Consider the following 16,231-nt stretch of genomic DNA (forward strand, 5'->3'; position numbering starts at 1 on the left):
GGCTCGTTTGTTTGTCTTCCTTGAAAGTCAAGACGGTTGACCGTCATGCCGAGTATATTGGCAACGCCCCGATTGTCCAGTTGAATGCACGCATGCGGAACCGGTTCGTGTCGGACGCTCGCGTCAGGCAGGCCGGTACGCATTTGCTGCAACGGGTTGCCCTGACGGATTCATCAAGGAGAATCGAACATGTCGGATCTGACGCATCGTCTGCAGGCCATCGAAGACCGTTTCGCGCTGCTTGATCTGGAGGCGGACTACGCGGCCCATTGGGACTTCGGACGTGCCCGCGAATGGGCAGAACTGTTTGCCGCAGACGGCAGCTTCGAGATGCTCGCGGTCGGTCCCAGACCCGAATTCATCGCTCGGGGCCATGTCGAGTTGCAGGGCTTTTGCGAAACCATCCATCAGAACTGGATGGGGATCCATTTCATGCACCCGCCACGACTGCAGATCGCGGGTGATACGGCGGGCGCGTTGATCTTTTTCGAGTTCCGCCATGTGCATCGCGGTGACGGCGGGCATACCAGCCAGGGCGTCATCGGCGGTTACTACGAGGTCGACTACCGGCGTACCGAACAGGGCTGGCGCATCGCGCGTCGTCGCGAGCAGGGGGTATTCGAGAGCACCGACAACGGTTTCGATTTCAGACGTCGCTGATGGTGGTGGAATGGCGCGCCCGGGACCGCGACTGCGAGCCGAAGCTATGGCCGTCCCAATTCACTTTCCCTAATCGGATGGAAACGGATGGAGCAATCCGGAGATTTCCGGTCGGGAAGGCTCACCCGAGGCGGTAGTTATGACCTATCCGTATCTAAAACACGAAAAAGTTAGAATTCTCTTGCGCATGGTTGGTCTTTTGTATAACTTTTTCGTACTTGAAACACGAAAAAGTTAGAAAATGTCTCTTGAACTGGTTGGTGAGACGATCGACAAGGCTCGTAGCCACTATCTGGCGGGGACGGGCAAGCTCGTCCAACTCATGCGGGGCGTCTACGTCGATGCGGATGAAGACGTCGATCAGACGGTCCTGAAGCACGCTGTCCGGATCGCTCGCTACCTCTATCCCAAAGCCTATCTGTCGAGTGCGAGTGCCATCCTGCTCGCTCCCAATCGCGATGGACGCCTGTACCTGTCAGGCCGGCGTGTCCAGCGGACACGGATACGCTCCCTGGAGATCGTCCAGAACAAGGCACCGGCGCACCCCTCGGTGGCCAATGCCATGGTGGCGGACAGCATGGGCGAGATGAGTGTCCCCGTTTCGGCTGTTCGCCAGCGGTTCCTGGAGGCATTTCGCCTGCGCAGCGAGCACGCGGCCGCGATCGACACGGATATGCGGGAGGCACTCGCGGCGCGCCTCATCGAGGAGTACGGTAACCCCAAGGCGGCCAGTGATGCCGTGTGGGCACTGGCCCGCGAGAACGAGTGGTATCGGGAAGGTGAGGGTGCCGAGAAGTTCCTGGTGAATCGACCCGCAGTGGTCACCACAAGGAACGAGGCGGCATTCGATCTCCAGGTGGCATGGCATGGGCGCCCCATTGGCAGGCTGGCCCATGACGGTTTCGAATGGCGCTGGTCTGCCAGGCAGGATGAACCGGCTTTGCCCCAAGTGGTGCGCCAGACGGTACCTGGGAAACTATCGCCATTCATCGTGTCGTTGCTGCCCGAGGGTTGGCTCGAATCCGTGCTGAAGGACGGCAGCGACGAGCGCGCGCTCCTGCGGTCTGGCAAACGCTACATGTCGAACATCACGGTCGCTTCCACCGAGGAGGAACTGGCGAAACTGCCCGCCGATATCCTGGCGAACAAGCTGGAGCGATTCAACGCGGATGGCATCTTCATCGGTACCTATGCCGGTCCTGGAAGAAGTGCCATCGAGAGTGACTTCGAACACCGACTCGCAGCATTGTTTGAGAATGCGCAGACACCGCGCCTCTCCGGCGTGCAGATCAAGGCCCCGATGCACCTGGGTACGGATGGAGCGCTTTCCCCGAGTATCGAATTGCCATTCACGCACATTCTCAAACCTGCGGGAACCGGCGGGTATGAGTCGCTGCCGTTGGTGGAGTGGATCGGCTTGACGCTTGCCCGCGGCGTTGGCCTCGATGTGCCGGATGCCGTGCTCCTGCGCATGCCGGATGGGATGCCACCAGCGCTGGTCGTGGAGCGCTTCGACATCCATGAACAGCCTGATGATCCCCGATGGCTGGCGATGGAAGATATGTGTTCCGTCCTGGATCTGGATCCTCACGACAAATACACGGGCACCATCGAGCGCGTGGCCAAGGCAGTGCGCGCATTATCGACATCTCCGGATACGGACCTGCTCGTGCTGCTGCGCCGTGTGCTGTTCACATGGCTGATCGCCGACGGTGACATGCACCTGAAGAACATGGCGTTCCTGAAAACGGGATACAGCGGCGAAACGGCATTCCGGCGGGTCACCATTGCGCCGGTCTACGATACGCTGACCACGCGTGTATTCCCGGGTCTGCACCACGATCGCATGGCTCTGAAACTGGGAGGTAAGGACGAGCGTTTGCGCCGCGCAGACTTCGTGGGATTGGCAACGCTCTCTGGCCTGCGGGCGGGAGATGCCCAGGGCACTATTGACGATGTGCTCCAGCGCATGTCGCCAGCACTGGATGGGCTTGCAATTCCTACAGCTCTGCAATTGAGCCCTGAGGCGCGTGCGACGGTCGCCCGGGCAATGGAAATCTGTCGTGCGAGGGTCGCCGATTTCGACTAGCAGCGCCGGCAGGTCGGACAGCGCACTGGGTGGTACGCGTTGCAGTAATTGGCGCGCCCGAAGGGATTCGAACCCCTGACCTCTGCCTCCGGAGGGCAGCGCTCTATCCAGCTGAGCTACGGGCGCAACACACGGGTAAAGCCGGATGGGGCCGCGATGATACCCGCGTGCCTCCGGGTGCGTCCATCGCGATTTGCGATGTGGCTGTGGGTGGCGGTTCCCCGTGTTCGCGGCATCTGGCTATAATCGCCGGCGTTTCATGGCGCCGGCACGCTGCCGGTACACCCCGTCACGCTACACAGCAGAGGTTCGCCCGTGTCAATCAAGCGCCCATTCCGCGTTGCCGCCCTCGGCATGTTCATCGCTGCCGGTGCAATGTCCAGCTTCGCTGCCGACGATGGCGAGCGTGACATCATCGAGCGCATCAAGCCGGTCGGTGCCGTCTGTATCGAAGGCCAGCCGTGCCCAGTGGAGGCGACGCCCGCCGTAGCGGCAGCGTCGGAACCCGTCGCCGAACCAGCAGCGGCTGAAACCGCCACTGCGGATGAAGCGGGCGTTGCCGCAGTGGCGCCTGCCGAGCCGGCTGCTGCCGAAGCCACCACGGCAGCCGTGGCTGCGAGCGGGCGCAGTGGCGCCGAGGTGTTCAATGCTTCCTGCGCGGTATGCCATACCTCTGGCCTCGCCGGTGCACCGAAACCGGGTGACGCCGCAGCGTGGGGGCCACGGCTGGCGCAGGGCAAGGAGACGGTGCTGAAGCATGCGCTCAACGGACTCAATGCCATGCCGCCCAAGGGCACCTGTGCCGCGTGTTCGGAGCAGGAGCTCCAGGCAGCGATCGACCACATGACGGCCGGGATCAACTGATCCCTGCGACCACCTCCGACCGACAGCGGATGGGAATAATTCAGGGCGTACATGGCGAAATCCTGCCGTGTCAACTATAAGTAGGCCTCGGCGAACTGCCGGCTCCACGTCTCGTGGCGTGGCTTTCCGGCAGTCAGTAACATCAAGAACATCGACGCTGAGCTCGCATGGACTCCGGTTCGCACGGTGAAAAACCCATCCGCGTGCTGCTGATCGATCGCGATCGTGGCGAATACGCGCTGATCGGCCAGTTGCTGAACGCGATCGGCCACGGCGCCTATGAACTCACCTGGTGCTGGCAGCCCGAGCACGCGATCGATGCGATCTTCTCCGATCTGCACGATGTGGTGCTGCTCGACTACCAGGGTGATCGGGCCAGTGGCCAGGCGATCGTCGCCAAGTCGATGCAGATGGGCGCACCGGTCCCGATCATCGTGATGACGGACGAGCTGGATCGCAATGTCGACCGCGAGGCGATCCGTTCCGGAGCATCCGATTACCTGTTGAAAGGGCGCATCGATTCACAGGTCCTCGAGCGCACGCTGCGCTACGCAATCGAGCGCAAGAGTGCCGAGGCGCGTCTGGCGCGTCTGGCGCATTACGATGCCCTGACCAATATCCCCAACCGCATCCTGTTCCGGGACCGACTGGCACGCGCACTGGAGCGTGCGCGGCGTACCCAGCAGACCGTGGCGTTGTTCTTCATCGATCTCGACGGCTTCAAGCAGGTCAACGACACGCTGGGGCACGAGGCTGGCGATGAACTGATCCGGACGGTGGCAGAGCGCCTCAGCCATTGCATGCGCAAGAGCGACTCGGTGGCGCGTATCGGCGGCGATGAATTCACCGTGATCCTCGAGGATGTTGCGACGACTTCCGACATCGTGAACGTGGCGCGCAAGGCGATCGACGTGATATCGCGTCCGGTCATGCTCGATTCACAGCAGGTGTTCGTCGGTGCGAGCATCGGCATTGCGGTGTACCCCGAGGCAGGCGACACCGTGGATGCGCTGCTCAAGCATGCCGACATGGCCATGTACCAGGCCAAGGGTTTGCGCGGCAGCGCGTATCGCTTCTACACGGAAAAGATGAACGTCGAGGCGATGAACCAGATGTACCTCGAAGCCGATCTGCGGCGCGCCTTGCGCCGCGGCGAGTTCGAGCTGTATTACCAGCCGCGGATCGCGCTCGACGATGAGCGCATCGCCGGGGTCGAGGCGTTGCTGCGCTGGAACCACCCGGTACGCGGGGTGGTTTCACCGGCGGATTTCATCCCGCTCGCCGAAGAGATCGGGCTCATCGTGCCGCTTGGCTACTGGGTGGTGCACCAGGCCTGCGAGGACATGCGCACGCTGGATGCGCACGGCGTCGATCCGTTCCACATCGCGGTGAACCTGTCTTTCAAGCAGTTTGCGGACGAAAAGTTCGCGCAGACGGTAGGCAACATCATCGATGGCGCCGGCATCGATGCGCGCCGCCTCGAGTTCGAACTGACAGAAACCGCGATCATGGCGCACGGCGAGCACACCGAGCACTGCATGCAGGCGATCCGCGCGCTGGGGCCGACATTCTCGCTCGATGATTTCGGCACCGGATATTCGTCGTTTGCACACATCCAGCGGCTGCCGATCGGCGCGCTCAAGATCGACCGCAGTTTCGTCAAGAATCTGCCGGTGACGCAGGACGATGCGACGATCGTGAAGGCGATGATCAGCCTTGCGCACAACCTCGGGCTGGTGGTCATCGCCGAGGGTGCCGAAACCGCCGATCAGGTGCGGTTCCTGCGCGAACATGCCTGCGACCAGGTGCAAGGCTATTATTTTTCGCGCCCGCTGCGGTTCCCGGACCTGATGCACAAGATCCAGCCTGAGGCATACCCGCTCGCTCGCGCCGGTCTCAACCTGGCGTGACGGCAGGTTCGCTGCCCGCTCGCTCGCGCATCCTGTAGCCCAGCGCTTCGGCGAGGTGCGAGGAACCGATTTCGGCGCAATCCTCCAGATCGGCAATGCTGCGTGCCACGCGCAACACCCGGTGGTACGCACGCGCCGACAGACCCCAGCGTTTGGTCGCCATCACCAGCAACTCGTGATCGTCCGGTCCAAGCCGTGCGACGCGTTCGAGCTCACGCCCGCCGAGGCTGCTGTTGGTCGCCCGCTGGCGAAGCAGCTGGCGTTCCCGTGCTGCGATCACGCGCTGGCGAATCGTGTCGCTCGCTTCGCCACGCTCTGTCGCGCCGGCGTCGAACAGCGCATCACCGGGGCGAGACACCTCCACCCGCATGTCGAAACGGTCGAGCAACGGGCCGCTGAGGCGGTCCCGATAGCGTGCGATCTGCTCGGGCGTGCAGCGGCAGTCGCGAAAGCCCGAACCGAGATACCCGCAGGGGCAGGGGTTCATTGCGGCGACGAGCTGGAAACGTGCCGGGAAATTCACCCGCCGTGCCGAGCGGGCGATTGCAATGTTGCCCGACTCCAGCGGCTCGCGCAGCAGTTCCAGCAGGCGGCGCGGCCACTCCGGCAGCTCGTCGAGGAACAGTACGCCGTGGTGCGCCAGGGTGATCTCGCCCGGTCGTGGTGTGCTGCCGCCGCCGACCAGCGCGACCGCAGATGCCGAGCGATGTGGTGCGCGGAACGGGCGTGCACCGCGCGGTGTGCCGATCTCGTCGAAACCCGCCAGCGAGCGGATCGAGGCGACCTCCAGCCATTCGGTGTCGTCCAGCGGCGGCAGGATTCCCGGCAGCCGGCTCGCGAGCATCGTCTTGCCGGTCCCGGGTGGGCCACTCAGCAACAGGTTCAAACTGCCTGCCGCCGCCACCGCCAGCGCGCGCTTGGCGCATTCCTGCCCCAGCACGTCTGCCAGGTCCGACCCTGCTGCAGCTTCGGGCTCGGCGAACGCGCGCTGCGGTTCGATCAGGACCTGGCCGTTCAGATGGGCGCATACCTCGAGGAGATTGCGCGCCGGCAGCACGCAGGCGCCGGGGATGCGCGCTGCCTCGGCCGCGTTGGCCACCGGCAGCACCAGCGTGTGTCCGGCTTCATGACAGGCAAGCGCCGCAGGCAGTGCGCCGTACACGGGCCGGATGTCGCCGTTCAGTGCAAGTTCGCCGATGAACTCGAAACCCTCCAGCGCTTCGCGACCGATCTGGCCCGAGGCACCAAGTATCCCGAGCGCGATCGGCAGGTCGTAGCGCCCGCCACCGTCCTTCGGCAGATCCGCAGGAGCCAGGTTGACCGTGATCCGGCTGAGCGGAAAATCGAACAGGGAATTGAGGATGGCACTGCGCACGCGGTCCTTGCTCTCGCGCACCGCCGCTTCCGGCAGTCCGACGATCGCGATCTGTGGCAGGCCGCTCGACAGATGGACTTCGACGCGAACGGCAGGTGCGGCGATACCGATCTGGGCGCGGGTGGAGAGGGTGGCGAGTTGCATGATCCGTCCCTGGATGCATGGTGAGCGGGTTGCGTGCCGGTGTTACGCGCGGTCACGCTCCAGTTCGGTCAGTCGCTGCTGAGCACGCGTGAGTTCTTCCTCCAGTCGCTCGATCTGCTCGCGTGCTTGTTGCAGCAGTTCGATCTGGGCGTCGAACTGTTCGCGAGTCACCAGATCGAGGCGCGCGAACGCGCCCTGGGTCACCGTTTCGAGACTCTTCTGCATGTCCTCGCGCAGCGCAGCGTCGCCGATGAAGCGACCGAGCTGATCGCCGAGGCTGCGCAGAAGCTTGTCTTCGATCATCACTGTTCACGCCGGACCGGACCGGGGTCGATTCTAAACGATTGCGGCGCCGGTGCGCGCGCCGCGATCGCGCGGGCACCACCGTGCGCACCGCCATGGTGCGCACGAGCGTGTTGCATTCACATCCGCACCCTTGTGCGTACTCGGTGAATCACGGATGGCGCGTGTTTTCAAAAGCAATTTTCAATACTGGCACATGCTGTGCAGTGACCTGCTCGAAGCGGCCGGATACGCGTGTGCACAGTTCGTGCGGCCGCTGAAACCCAAGGCAAGGAGACACGACGATGCAACTGAAAGCGATAGTGACGCTCGCGGCGGCCACCCTGGTGATGAGCGCCCCGGTGGCGCAGGCCGGCAAGTACACGGGCAACGTGACGCTGGCCACCGATTACATCTTCCGCGGCGTGTCGCAGACGCAGGAGCGCTCCGCGATCCAGGGCGGCTTCGACGCCGCCTTCGACAACGGCATCTATGCCGGCGTGTGGGCGTCGAACGTGAACTTCGGCACCGATGCGAGCGCCGAGTTCGATTTCTACGGTGGCTACACGGCTCAGCTCGGTTGCTCGTCGTGCAGCTACAAGATCGGCTTCATCTACTGTGGTTATGACGGTGATCCGCAGCTCGACTACGTGGAGGCAGTCCTCGCGTTCACATGGGGCGGCCTGACGGCGGGGCTCAACTGGTCCCCCGAGTACATCGGTGACGGCACCACCGAGGCGCTCGGCGACGAGGTCAAACTGTACTACCCGTACCTGAACTACACCCACACGCTGCCCTACGACCTGACGCTGTCGCTGCACGCGGCGATGAACCTGATGAGCGAGAAAGGGGTGTTCGAGCCCGGCGAGGACGAATATACCGAGTGGTCGATCGGACTGGGCAAGTCGGTCGGCGGCTTCAATTTTGCGCTGACCTACTGGGACACGACGATCGACGATCTCTACGGGGTCGCCGCCGACGACGCCGACGCGCGCGTGGTGTTCTCGGTCAGCCGGTCGCTCTGAAACCAACCACGGCCCGCCGTGGCGGCGGGCCGTCATCGAGGAGAAGCGAACATGAAAATGATCACGGCCATCGTGAAACCCTTCAAGCTCGACGATGTGCGCGAGGCGCTGTCGGAGATCGGTGTGCAGGGGATCACCGTCAGCGAGGTGAAGGGCTTCGGCCGCCAGAAAGGGCATACCGAGCTCTATCGTGGCGCCGAGTACGCGGTCGACTTTCTGCCCAAGGTGCGAATCGAAATCGTCGTCGCTGACGCGCTCGTGGATCGTGTGATCGAGACGGTCGCGCGGGCGGCGCGCACCGGCAAGATAGGCGACGGCAAGATCTTCGTGCTTCCGGTGGACCAGGCGGTGCGGATCCGCACCGGCGAAACAGGGGAGGATGCGGTATGAAGACCTCGACACGACGTGCGCGCGCGCTTGGCGCGCCGCTGCTGCTGGCACTGCCGGCGCTGGCGCTCGCCCAGGACACACCGACGCTCGACTCGGGTGACACGGCCTGGATGCTCACCGCCACGGCGCTGGTGCTGTTCATGACGATCCCGGGCGTCGCGCTCTTCTACGCCGGCATGGTGCGTTCGAAGAACGTGCTGTCGGTGCTGATGCAGTGCTTCGCGATCACCGCGATGGTCAGCGTGCTGTGGACCGTGTTCGGCTACAGCATGGCCTTCGACACCACCGGCATGGAGAAGGGTGTCACCAACCTGAACTCCTTCGTGGGCGGCTTGTCGCGGGCGTTCCTCGCCGGGCTCGGCGTGGATTCGCTGGTGTACCGCATCCCGGAGTCGGTATTCGTGATGTTCCAGATGACCTTCGCGATCATCACGCCGGCGCTGATCGTGGGCGCCTTCGCCGAGCGCATGAAGTTCTCCGCGATGATGCTGTTCATGGCGCTGTGGGTCACGGTCTGTTACCTGCCGATCGCGCACATGGTCTGGAGCGGTGACGGCGCGCTGATGTGGGACTGGGGCGTGCTCGACTTCGCCGGCGGCACCGTGGTGCACATCAACGCCGGCATCGCGGGCCTCGTCGCCTGCCTCGTGCTCGGCAAGCGCAAGGGCTATCCGTACACCGCGATGCCGCCGCACAACCTCGGGCTCACGCTGGTCGGCGCCTCGATGCTGTGGGTAGGCTGGTTCGGCTTCAACGCCGGTTCGGCGGTGGCCGCCAACGGTACCGCCGGCATGGCGATGGCGGTGACGCAGATCGCCACCGCGGCCGCCGCGCTGGGCTGGATGTGCGCCGAGTGGGCCAGCCACGGCAAGCCCTCGGTGCTCGGCATCGCCTCGGGTGCGGTCGCCGGCCTGGTGGCGATCACGCCGGCCGCCGGCACCGTCGGCCCGGCCGGCGCGCTGGTGATCGGCCTGGCCTCGGGCGTGCTGTGCTTCTACACAGCCACCCGCCTGAAGCGCGCGCTCGGCTACGACGATTCGCTCGACGTCTTCGGGGTGCACGGCGTGGGCGGCATCGTCGGTGCGCTGCTGACCGGAGCGTTCGCGGCGCCGGCGCTTGGCGGCTTCGGCACGGTCGAAAACATCCCGGCCCAGATCTGGATCCAGACCAAGGGCGTGCTGTTCACGGTGATCTACACCGGTGTGCTGAGCTACGTGCTGTTGAAGCTGGTCGATCGGATCCTCGGGCTGCGCGTCAGCGACGAGGAGGAAACGATTGGCCTCGACATCGCGCTGCACAACGAGCGGGGCTACAACCTCTGATCCCCGAACCGTACGTCGCCTGTTGCGCCCTGCGGGGCGCATTTTTTATCTTGGACGCATGCAGGACGGACCGGGCCCGGAGGTGACGCATGCGCAGGGTATTCGCCGCGACGCTGTTGTCGGTCGCCGCATCCGCATCCGCATCCGCATCCGCATCCGCAGCGGCCGGGGCCGAGATCTATCGCTGGACCGACGCGCAAGGCCGTGTCCACTACGGCGACCGCGTGCCGGAGGATGCAGGCCGGCTCGAGCGCATCGATGCGCCGCAGCGCCAGACCGGGCAAGCAGACCCCGAACTGGAGCAGCATCGTGAGCGCAGTCGCCGTCTGCTCGAGGTGTGGGATGCCGAGCGACGCGAGCGTGCGGCGGCGGCCGCCGAGGCAGCGAGTCGAGCTGCCGAGCGCGAGCAGTCCTGTGCCCTGCTGCGCGAGGAGCTCGAAAATGCGCGCCACTCCTCCTATCTGGTACGGCGCAACGCGCAGGGCGAGCGGGAAATCCTCGCTGCCGACGAGCGTATCCGCTACGAAAGCCAGCTCGCCGATACGATTGCAGCGCATTGCCAGTGAGTCGCACCGCAGTTGCCGGTCTGCGGGGACTGTCGCAGAACGCTGCGCAGCGTGCGGCGAGGCTCGAACGCCGGTTCTCGGTTGGCGCAAGCTCGCTGGCGCAAGCTCGCTCTTCGCAGCGTGCTTCGCATCCGGCAAACTGTGCTGCTTCTGCATTTGCCGTTGCCACAAGACCGGGGAGAAACGCGATGAAACTGATCACGGCGATCATCAAGCCCTTCAAGCTCGACGACGTTCGTTCTGCGCTGTCGGATGTCGGGGTACAGGGTGTGACCGTCAGCGAGGTAAAGGGCTTCGGGCGCCAGAAAGGACATACGGAGCTTTACCGTGGTGCGGAATACGTGGTCGATTTCCTGCCGAAGGTGAAGCTGGAGATAGCGATCGACGACGCGCGCACCGACCTCGTGATCGAGGCCATCCGGGCGGCGGCGAATACCGGCAAGATCGGTGACGGGAAGATCTTCGTCACGCCGCTCGAGCAGGTGATCCGCATTCGCACCGGTGAGGCAGGGCCGGATGCAATCTGACACCGCAGTCGTGCATCGGGTTCGGGCATAAGAAGATCACCTCACACGAACAAAAAAGTTTTTGACTCTTGCGTTGCTGGTCTATAAGTAAGCGCATTGGATCGCGGCGGCGTCGCGACGCGGTTGGAACGGGCTTGCGTGTCGAAGATCGGAAGGGCTGGTCATGTCAGTTGAGAACGAAGACGACGATAACCTGGATGCGGAGGCCAGCGAGGCCGAGGTCGAGTCAGAGTCGGAGGTGGATGCGGAAGCCGACGCCGGTCCGGTATCGGCAGGGCGCCCAGAGCCGGTCGAGTTCCATTCTACGGAGACGCACCGCAAGCTGCGCGATCAACTCGACGCGGAAATACAGGCGTTTCTCGCCGCAGGCGGAAGCATCGAGCAAGTCGAACCGAACGTCAGCGCGCGCCCGCCGATCATCACTGCCAGCGTGGGCGACGAAGTATCCTGACGCCGGCAGCGCGCGCCTCAGGCGCGCTCCAGCGTCTCGATCAGTGCCGGCAGGTCTGCAAAGTCGCGCAGTTCCGCGTGTGGCGGAACGGCGCTTTCCCATGGCTTGCCCGCGGGATTGAACCAGACGGCGGTCATCCCGGCGGCACGCGCACCGCCCACATCGTGTTCGCCGTGATCACCGACGTGCAGCGCACGCTCTGCGGTCACGCCGGCTGCATTCAGTGCAGCCTGGAAGTGCGCCGGTGCCGGTTTGCATGTGCCGACGTCGTCGGCCGTGAACGCGAACCGGAAGTGTCGTCCGATCGCAATGCGGAACACGTCGGCGTTGCCGTTGGTCAGCGCGCCCAGCACATGCTCGCGCGCCAGCGTGCCGAGAACCGTGTCGACTGCGCCGAACGGTTCCACGGCGTGTCGCCAGTGCATGAACACATCGAACGCCGCCTGCGCGAGGCGGGCGGCCTCGGCCTGGCCGTAGCCAGTGTCGAGCAATGCACGGCGCATCGCCTCGATACGCAATGCGCTGACGCTGTGGCGCAGTTCCGGTCGCTCGCGATGTGTCTGCACCCGCAGTTGCATCAGTGCGCTGCGATCGAAGCGTAGCGCGACGTCGGGACAGTGCTCGTGCATCCATGCCTCGACCCGTTGCTCGGCGCGCAGCAATACCGGCTGTACGCTCCAGAGCGTATCGTCGAGGTCGAAGGTGATCAGTGCGAAGCGGCGTCCGGACCGCACTCCGGCAGTGCTCATGACGTCGGGCTCCCGCGGTTCTTGCGCCCGGCGCGCGGATGCGCTGCGTCGTAAACCCTCGCGAGGTGCTGGAAATCGAGGTGGGTGTAGACCTGCGTGGTCGCGAGGTTCGCGTGTCCCAGCATCTCCTGCACCGAGCGCAGATCGCCGCTCGATTCGAGCAGATGCGTGGCAAACGAGTGACGCAGCATGTGCGGGTGCAGACGCTGTCCGAGCTGGCGTTCGCGTGCGTGCCTTTCGAGCCGCTTCTGCACCGCACGCACACCGATCCGCGTGCCACGTCGTGTGATGAACAGTGCCGGGCTGTGCGAAGCGTGGTTGCATGTGGCACGTGCGGCGATCCAGGCGCGAAGCGCACCCGAGGCGAGCCGTCCTACCGGCACGGTCCGTGTGCGCCCCCCCTTGCCTGTCACCGTGACCAGCGCACCCGGCAGGTCCAGATCGGCGCAGTCGAGTCCGCACAGTTCGGCAAGACGCAGCCCCGAGCTGTAGAACAGTTCCATGATCGCGTGATCGCGAACCTGCTCCCAGCCCTGCGGCTGCGGGTCGAGCAGAAGTGCGGCCTGGTCGACGTCCAGCGCGGTCGGCAGTCGTCGTGGTGCGCGCGGTGCCGCGATGCCGAGCGCCGGGTTTGCGGCCAGCTCACCGCGTTCGATGCAGTATCCGAAGAAGCCCCGGCAGGCGGAAAGGAAGCGCTGCAGGCTGCGACCACCGAGGCCCCGGCGATGCAGCGCGCTCACTGCGTGACGAATTGCGGCAGTATCCACCACTGCAGTACGGACGATCCCGTCCTTTGCCAGCACTTGCGCGAGCAGTTGCAGGTCGTGGCGATAGGCCGCCAGGGTGTGTGCCGACGCGCGCCGTGTCGCTTCGAGGTCGGCGAGCCAGCGTCCGACGTCGTGCGCGAGTTCGCCGCGCACCGCGATTCAGTCTTCGCGACGCCAGTGCGGCAGCAGCCGCTGCAGCACGTCGCCGACGAATTCCGCGAACAGCGTGCCCATCTCGCCGTGAAAGCGCCGGACGTCGCTGGAGCCGAGCGCGAGCACGGCCAGTGGGCGTGCCTTGGCTATCGTGACCACCAGCGCAGACGCGACCTCAGTGGCCTGGCTGCCGAACAGCAGTTCGCGTGCCGCTGGCCGCAACGGCCCCGCCACCGGACGCGCCTGGTGCAGCATGCCGCCGAGTGCGGCCTCCGCGTCGTCGCGCCGCATGCGCTCGGCGCTGTCGGGCCAGCACGTGCCGGCATCCTCGATCAGCAACAGGCGCACGTGTTCGATGTCGAATTCGCGACGCAAGCCCAGCACGAGCGTCTGGGTCAGCCGTTCCAGCGAATCGGCTTCGAGCAGCATGAGGATCAACTGCCGCGTCTTGTCGAAAAGCTGATCGTTCTGATGTGCGGTTTCCAGCAGACGTGTCAGCCGCTGCCGCGACTCGATGTTGCGCTCACGCAGCAGCTTGACCTGTCGCTCGACCAGCGATACCGCGGTGCCTGCCCGGTGCGGCAGTTCGATCTCGGCGAGCAGTGTCTCGTGGCGCAGCAGGAAATCGGGGTTGCGCGTCAGGTACTCCAGCACCGTCTGCGCATCGGGTCCGGCGTCGTTGTCTGCTGGCTCCACTGCGCGCAGGCGAAGCGTTGCGACTGTTTCTTCTTTCATACTGTTATCTGCCCCTCGAATACCGTCGTTGTCGGACCGGTCACCAGCAGGGCCTCGCCTTCGCCGCGCCATTCGACGCGCAGAAACCCGCCGGGAAGATTCACGCGTACCTGCTCGCCGAGCACCCCGCGCAGCCGTCCCGCCACTACTGCCGCACCGGCGCCGTCGTCGCAGGCCTGGATCTCGCCGGCACCGCGCTGGAAGACGCGCAACCGGATCTCGTCGCGATCCAGCACCTGCATGAAGCCGACACTGGTGCGCTCGGGGAAGTCCGGGTGTGACTCCAGCGCAGGAGCGAGAGTCTCCACCGGTACGTCGTTCACGTCATCCACCGGCAACACCGCGTGCGGCGTACCCACTGCCACCGCACCGATCTGCACCCGTCGACCGCAAGCCTCGAGAGTATAGCTGGCAGCTCGTTGCACAGCCCTGAATGGTATTTCTTGTGGCTCGAGGCGTGGTACGCCCAGCGACACCGTGACCAGACTGCCCTTGCCGGCGGCCACGCTGAGCGGACCTGCGAGGGTCTCGAGCCGCAGCCTGCGCTTCGCGCTCAGCCGGTGATCACGAATGAAGCGGGCGATACAGCGAGCGCCGTTGCTGCCTTCGCGCACTTCGCTGCCGCCGTGATCGAAGACGCGATAGCGGAAATCCATGTCGGGACTTCCTGGCGGCTCGACCACCAGTACCTGCTCGCAGCCTATCCCCCGGCGGCGATCGGCAAGCAGGCGGATCAGGCTGGAATCGAGCTGCAGGGACTGGGTGATCAGGTCGAGCACGACGAAGTCGTTGCCGAGCCCGTGCATCTTCGTGAACCGCAGCAGCATCAGCAGCGATCCGCAGGTAGCAACTGTTCGCCCCGCACCAGGTCGTCGAAGCTCTCGCGTGCGCGTACCAGAAAGGCGTCTGCACCGTCGACCATGACTTCGGCGGCACGTGGCCGGCTGTTGTAGTTCGAACTCATCGCAAACGAATAGGCACCGGCTCCGCTCACCGCGAGCAGCTCGCTGCCGCTCAGCGCGAGCTCGCGCTGCTTGCCGAGAAAATCGCCGGATTCGCAGACCGGCCCGACCACGTCGTAACAGGCGGCTTCGATGTCGTTGCGCTGGTGTACGACCTCGATTCCCATCCAGGCGCCATAGAGCGAAGGGCGGATCAGGTCGTTCATGCCGGCATCGACGATCGCGAAGCGGCGCTCGTCGCTGTGCTTCAGGTATTCGACGCGCGTGAGCAGGATACCGGCACGCGCCACGATGGCCCGCCCCGGTTCGGTGATCAGCGTGAGGCGCCGCTGGCCGAAGCGTTCCAGCAATGCGGTCGCGTATCCCTGCGGGGTCGGCGGCTGCTCGTCGCGGTAGACCACGCCGAGGCCGCCACCGACGTCGACGTGGTTGAGCTCGATGCCGTCGCGCGCGAGTTCGTCGACCAGTACCAGGATGCGATCGAGTGCATCGACGAACGGAGCCAGCGAGGTGAGTTGCGAGCCGATATGGCAGTCGATGCCGACGATGCGGATATTCGCCAGCGTGGCGGCATGTGCGTACAGCCTGCGCGCGGTGTCGATGGTCACACCGAACTTGTTCTCGCGCAATCCGGTCGAGATGTAGGGGTGGCTCTGCGCGTCGACGTCCGGATTCACGCGGATCGAGATCGAGGCCTGCCGGCCCGCTGCGGCGGCGATTTCCTGCAGGCGCGCGAGTTCCGGTGCCGACTCGACGTTGAAGCACAGGATGTCTGCTGCCAGCGCGGCCGCGATGTCTTCGTGTGACTTGGCGACACCGGAAAACACGATGCGCCGTGGGTCGCCGCCCGCCAGCAGCACGCGCCGCAGCTCGCCGCCCGAGACGATGTCGAAGCCGGCGCCACGGCGTGCGAGCACGTTCAGCACCGCCAGATTCGAATTGGCCTTGACCGCGTAGCAGACGAGATGCGCATGCGCCCCCGCAAGCGCCGCTTCGAATGCATCGAAGCGTGCCTCGATCGCTGCTCGCGAGTAGACGTACGTGGGCGTGCCGAAACGTGCGGCAATGGTCTCGAGTGACACGTCCTCGGCGAACAGTGCGCCGTCGCGATGGCGGAACGCCTCCATCATGGCGTTTCGGCCTGAGCGGGCGGTGTCTCGGGTGGAAGGAACAGCGGGCCCTTCTGGCCACAGCCGGCGAGCATGACCGTGGCGAACCACAGGCAGATGAGGAACGGTCGCACGTCGTGCACCTGATGTG

General features: G+C 64.9%; 18 protein-coding genes and 1 tRNA gene. 10 read left to right on the top strand and 9 right to left on the bottom strand.

What is annotated here, in order from left to right; genetic code table 11:
- The first annotated feature begins 189 nt into the window (after positions 1 to 189).
- Positions 190 to 660, top strand: a complete 471-nt coding sequence (locus H7A12_10325) for a nuclear transport factor 2 family protein (GenBank protein MCP5321206.1) — start codon at positions 190 to 192, stop codon at positions 658 to 660.
- A 241-nt stretch (positions 661 to 901) separates the two neighbouring features.
- Entirely contained in the window at positions 902 to 2,749 is a 1,848-nt protein-coding gene (locus H7A12_10330; protein MCP5321207.1) for a HipA domain-containing protein, read from the top strand.
- Between the two features lie 49 nt (positions 2,750 to 2,798).
- Here the strand turns inward: H7A12_10330 and H7A12_10335 are convergent.
- A tRNA-Arg gene (locus tag H7A12_10335) sits at positions 2,799 to 2,875 on the bottom strand.
- A 228-nt stretch (positions 2,876 to 3,103) separates the two neighbouring features.
- Between H7A12_10335 and H7A12_10340 the strand changes: the two genes are divergently transcribed.
- Together H7A12_10340 and H7A12_10345 are read left to right on the top strand one after the other, a co-directional pair.
- Positions 3,104 to 3,613: a cytochrome c5 family protein gene (locus tag H7A12_10340; GenBank protein ID MCP5321208.1), complete on the top strand. Its 510-nt coding sequence runs from the start codon at positions 3,104 to 3,106 to the stop codon at positions 3,611 to 3,613.
- A gap of 167 nt (positions 3,614 to 3,780) precedes the next feature.
- A complete protein-coding gene (locus tag H7A12_10345; GenBank protein MCP5321209.1) occupies positions 3,781 to 5,523 on the top strand; it encodes an EAL domain-containing protein in 1,743 nt (580 codons plus the stop codon).
- On the opposite strand, the gene H7A12_10350 is transcribed toward H7A12_10345, so the two are convergent.
- Positions 5,510 to 7,042 (bottom strand): YifB family Mg chelatase-like AAA ATPase, encoded by a 1,533-nt coding sequence (locus tag H7A12_10350; protein ID MCP5321210.1) that lies wholly within the window; start codon positions 7,040 to 7,042, stop codon positions 5,510 to 5,512. The two genes, H7A12_10345 and H7A12_10350, sit on opposite strands and share 14 nt — an antisense overlap.
- Positions 7,043 to 7,084: 42 nt before the next feature.
- Positions 7,085 to 7,345: an accessory factor UbiK family protein gene (locus H7A12_10355; GenBank protein MCP5321211.1), complete on the bottom strand. Its 261-nt coding sequence runs from the start codon at positions 7,343 to 7,345 to the stop codon at positions 7,085 to 7,087.
- 284 nt (positions 7,346 to 7,629) lie between these two features.
- Between H7A12_10355 and H7A12_10360 the strand changes: the two genes are divergently transcribed.
- The 6 genes from H7A12_10360 (at position 7,630) to H7A12_10385 (ending at position 11,605) form a co-directional block, all read left to right on the top strand.
- Positions 7,630 to 8,349: a hypothetical protein gene (locus H7A12_10360; GenBank protein MCP5321212.1), complete on the top strand. Its 720-nt coding sequence runs from the start codon at positions 7,630 to 7,632 to the stop codon at positions 8,347 to 8,349.
- Positions 8,350 to 8,400: 51 nt separating this feature from the next.
- Positions 8,401 to 8,739, top strand: coding sequence for a P-II family nitrogen regulator (locus H7A12_10365; GenBank protein MCP5321213.1), 339 nt, complete (start codon positions 8,401 to 8,403; stop codon positions 8,737 to 8,739).
- A complete protein-coding gene (locus tag H7A12_10370) occupies positions 8,736 to 10,061 on the top strand; it encodes an ammonium transporter (protein ID MCP5321214.1) in 1,326 nt (441 codons plus the stop codon). The genes H7A12_10365 and H7A12_10370 overlap by 4 nt, the downstream gene beginning before the upstream one ends.
- An 89-nt stretch (positions 10,062 to 10,150) precedes the next feature.
- Positions 10,151 to 10,627, top strand: a complete 477-nt coding sequence (locus H7A12_10375) for a DUF4124 domain-containing protein (GenBank protein MCP5321215.1) — start codon at positions 10,151 to 10,153, stop codon at positions 10,625 to 10,627.
- A gap of 188 nt (positions 10,628 to 10,815) precedes the next feature.
- Positions 10,816 to 11,154: a P-II family nitrogen regulator gene (locus H7A12_10380; protein MCP5321216.1), complete on the top strand. Its 339-nt coding sequence runs from the start codon at positions 10,816 to 10,818 to the stop codon at positions 11,152 to 11,154.
- Positions 11,155 to 11,317: 163 nt separating this feature from the next.
- On the top strand, positions 11,318 to 11,605 hold the full coding sequence (locus H7A12_10385; protein MCP5321217.1) for a hypothetical protein: 288 nt from the start codon (positions 11,318 to 11,320) through the stop codon (positions 11,603 to 11,605).
- Positions 11,606 to 11,622: 17 nt separating this feature from the next.
- On the opposite strand, the gene H7A12_10390 is transcribed toward H7A12_10385, so the two are convergent.
- Genes H7A12_10390 through H7A12_10415 form a run of 6 tightly spaced genes read right to left on the bottom strand, consistent with a single transcriptional unit; the run spans position 11,623 to position 16,223 of the window.
- Positions 11,623 to 12,354, bottom strand: coding sequence for an HAD-IA family hydrolase (locus H7A12_10390; protein ID MCP5321218.1), 732 nt, complete (start codon positions 12,352 to 12,354; stop codon positions 11,623 to 11,625).
- Entirely contained in the window at positions 12,351 to 13,274 is a 924-nt protein-coding gene (gene xerC / locus H7A12_10395) for a tyrosine recombinase XerC (protein ID MCP5321219.1), read from the bottom strand. Before xerC ends, H7A12_10390 begins: the two co-directional genes overlap by 4 nt.
- Before the next feature lie 6 nt (positions 13,275 to 13,280).
- Positions 13,281 to 14,009: a DUF484 family protein gene (locus H7A12_10400; protein MCP5321220.1), complete on the bottom strand. Its 729-nt coding sequence runs from the start codon at positions 14,007 to 14,009 to the stop codon at positions 13,281 to 13,283.
- On the bottom strand, positions 14,006 to 14,836 hold the full coding sequence (gene dapF, locus H7A12_10405) for a diaminopimelate epimerase (GenBank protein ID MCP5321221.1): 831 nt from the start codon (positions 14,834 to 14,836) through the stop codon (positions 14,006 to 14,008). The genes H7A12_10400 and dapF overlap by 4 nt, the downstream gene beginning before the upstream one ends.
- Positions 14,836 to 16,098, bottom strand: coding sequence for a diaminopimelate decarboxylase (gene lysA, locus H7A12_10410; GenBank protein MCP5321222.1), 1,263 nt, complete (start codon positions 16,096 to 16,098; stop codon positions 14,836 to 14,838). Before lysA ends, dapF begins: the two co-directional genes overlap by 1 nt.
- Positions 16,098 to 16,223 (bottom strand): lipoprotein, encoded by a 126-nt coding sequence (locus H7A12_10415; protein MCP5321223.1) that lies wholly within the window; start codon positions 16,221 to 16,223, stop codon positions 16,098 to 16,100. The genes lysA and H7A12_10415 overlap by 1 nt, the downstream gene beginning before the upstream one ends.
- Positions 16,224 to 16,231: the final 8 nt, after the last annotated feature.

It is taken from the genome of Pseudomonadales bacterium (assembly GCA_024234165.1).
Taxonomy (GTDB): Bacteria; Pseudomonadota; Gammaproteobacteria; order Pseudomonadales; family UBA5518; genus UBA5518.